General features: G+C 69.5%; 2 protein-coding genes. One reads left to right on the top strand and one right to left on the bottom strand.

Features of this window, described 5'->3' with window-relative positions; translation table 11 throughout:
• A partial coding sequence (locus LJE69_RS10235) for a hypothetical protein (protein WP_367114656.1) occupies positions 1-960 on the top strand: 960 nt, incomplete at its 5' end.
• Between the two features lie 160 nt (positions 961-1,120).
• On the opposite strand, the gene LJE69_RS10230 is transcribed toward LJE69_RS10235, so the two are convergent.
• Positions 1,121-2,899, bottom strand: coding sequence for a cation:proton antiporter (locus LJE69_RS10230; protein ID WP_296924539.1), 1,779 nt, complete (start codon positions 2,897-2,899; stop codon positions 1,121-1,123).
• Positions 2,900-3,013: the final 114 nt, after the last annotated feature.

Genomic DNA, 3,013 nt, shown 5'->3' with positions numbered 1-3,013 from the left:
TTGTGTCTTTTCTGCCCTGTTGCGTCTTTATTCCACCCGAGTACCGTCGTGATGCGCCACCCACCGCTCCTACCGCTGCTGGCCGTGCTGCTTCTGGCCACTGCCACCGGCGCGCTCGCGCAGCCGCCGGGGCGCGGCTGGGGCTTCCGGCTGGAGGGCGGTGGCGTGTTCGGCGCCGATGCGGGGCTCAACGATGGCGGGGACGTGAGTATCGACGAGTGGTCGGTGCGGCTCGGCGGGCGCAACGCGCTGACACCGGATTTGCGGCTCGGCCTTAGCACCGGATTCGGCGAGCAGCGCTATCGCTTCACGGGTGCCGGGGACTTCAGCGGTCTTCGGCCCTGGGACGACATCCGCGACGTGCGCCTCAGCGGCTCGATCTTCTGGAAGCCCACCGACCGCTGGGAACTGTTCGCGGTGCCGACGCTGCGCTGGGACGCCGAGACGGGCGCGTCGTTGGACGACGGCCGTATCGCGGGTCTGCTGACGGCGGCGAGCTACAAGTTCAGCGACCGGCTCACCATCGGCCCGGGCGTCGGCGTGTTCTCGGAGCTTGAGCAGGACACGGACTTCTTCCCGATCCTGGCCGTTGACTGGCGCATTACGGACCGGCTCAGCCTCACCACCGGCCCCGGCTTCGCGTCGTCCCGCGGCCCTGGGCTGACGCTGAACTGGGCGGCCAACGACAACTGGTCGGTGAGCCTCGGCGGGCGCTACCAAAAGGACCGTTTCCGGCTGGATGATCGCGGCGTGGCGCCGGGGGGCATCGGCCAGTTCACGTCCACGCCCATCTACATGGCCGTGTCGCGCAAGCTCGGCAAGATCGGCACCCTGCGCGCCGTGGCCGGCGTGAAGCTGAACGGCTCGCTGCGGCTGGAAGACGCCGGCGGCGGTCTGCTGGAGCGCAGCGACGCGGACGATGCGCCCTTCGCCGGGGCGACCTTCGATCTGCGGTTCTGACGCCTTCCGGCCTCGCGGGCAGCGCGGTAGGTCGGGTTAGCGATAGCGTAATCCGACAATCAATGGCTTACGGGCGCCCGTCGTCGGGTTACGCTGCGCTAAGCCGACCTACACCGAATTACTTTCACAGTCTCCAAGCGTGCCGCTCCCACAAGCGCTGCTAAGGTTGCCGGTCGCCGGCTTCCGTCTGCTGCCCGGCCCCCGTCGGCAGCATCTCCAGCTCCGAGCGCACCAGCGCATAGTCCTCGCCGCGGGCGCCGGTGAGCATTTCTTCGGTCTCGCCCTCGGAGATGCCGAGCGCGCTCAGGGTCTCGGCGGCGAGCTTCAGGCTCGCCTCCACCGCCTCCGGAAAGGCGTGGTTGGCGCCGGCCCGGTACAGCGCATCGCAGGCCGTCAGGTCCCGGGCGCGGGCGACGATGGTGACGTGCGCGGAGCGGGCGCGGATGAACCCCGTGGCCTCTACGGCGGCCTGTGGGTTGTCGATGGTGAGCACCACCAGTTCCGCGCGCTCGATGCGCGCCGCGTCCAGCAGGTGCGGGTCGCGGATGTCGCCGTAGAACACCGGATAGCCGTCGTTGCGCCACTGGGCGACCAGCGCCGCGTTGGGGTCGAAGGCGACGTAGTCGATGCCGTGGCCCGCCAGGATGGCGCCGATGGTGTGCCCGACCCGGCCGTAGCCGGCGATGATGACGCGCGGGCCTTTCCCGGCGGCCGTGCCCGCGTCGGCGGACCCGGCCTCGGGGGCGTAGCGGAAGCGCGCGTCCACGTCGTCCGCGGCCTTGCCGGCGAGGCGGTTGCCGAGCTTATTGAGCAGCGGTGTCAGCAGCATGCTGAGCGAGATGATGGCGACGGCCATCGCGAACACCCGGTCGTCGATGATGCCGAGTGCCTTGGCGGCGCCGAACAGCACGAAGCCGAACTCGCCCGCCTGTCCCAGCAGGAAGGCCACCCGAACCGCCACCGCCCGCCCGGTGCCGAACCAGCGGCAAAGCCCGTAGATTAGCGCCACCTTGATGGCGATGAGCACGCTCAGGTGCAGCGCGAAGGTCAGCGGCGCCGCCGCCAGCACGCCGAGGTCCACGGACATGCCCACGGCAACGAAGAAGAGGCTCATCAAAAGCCCCTTGTGCGGCTCCACGCTGGCCTGGATCTGCACGCTGTAGCGCGAGCCGGACAGCAACATGCCCATCAGGAAGGCGCCGAGGGCCATGGACATGCCGGCCTGCTCCATGGCCCAGGCGGCGACGAACACCGCCGCCATCACCGTCAGGAAGAACGCCTCGCGGTTGTATTGCCGGGCCATCCGGTCCAGCACCCAGGGCACCAGCACCCGGCCCGCCAGTACCAGCAGCGCCAGCATGCCCGCCACCACCAGCGCCTGCTGCCACAGCGCCTCGCCGGCGGGCAGCGGGCTGGTGCCGGCGAACAGCGGCAGGAACGCGATCATCGGCACCACGGCGAGGTCCTGCATGAGCAGGACCGAGAAGGCGGTCTGGCCGTGGCGGGTGGCGATCTCCTGCTGCTCGTAGAGCACCTGCATCACCAGCGCCGTGGAGCTCAGCGCCAGCGCAAGCCCGATCAGCAGCGCCGCCGCCCAGGTGTCCACGTACAGCCGGAAGTAGAGCATCAGCGCCAGCGCGGACACCAGGATCTGCACCGTTCCCAGCCCGAACAGGGTTCGGCGCATGTCCCACAGCCGGCGCGGGTGCATCTCCAGCCCGATGACGAACAGCAGCAGCACCACGCCCAGCTCGGTGAAGTGCCGCAGGTCCTCGACGTGGCTGGTCACTGACGGACCCGGCGTATGCGGCCCGATCAGCACCCCGGCCACCAGGAGCCCGAGGATCGAGCCGAGCCCGAAGTGCCGGAACAGTGCCACCGCACCGGCGGCGACCACCAGCAGCAGGACGGCGGAGTAGACGAAGGATTTCGGGTCCATTGATGATCGGATCGCGGCCGTTGCGGTGCTTTCGGGGTTTGGGGCTAGGCGTCGAGTGCAGTGACGTGAAGGTTCCGCGACCGGTCATGGGCCGATGGTCGCCCGTGTCGCCCT

It is taken from the genome of Thiohalocapsa sp., assembly GCF_022340605.1.
Classification (GTDB): domain Bacteria; phylum Pseudomonadota; class Gammaproteobacteria; order Chromatiales; family Chromatiaceae; genus Thiohalocapsa.
This window is presented reverse-complemented; position numbering and strand designations above follow the sequence as displayed.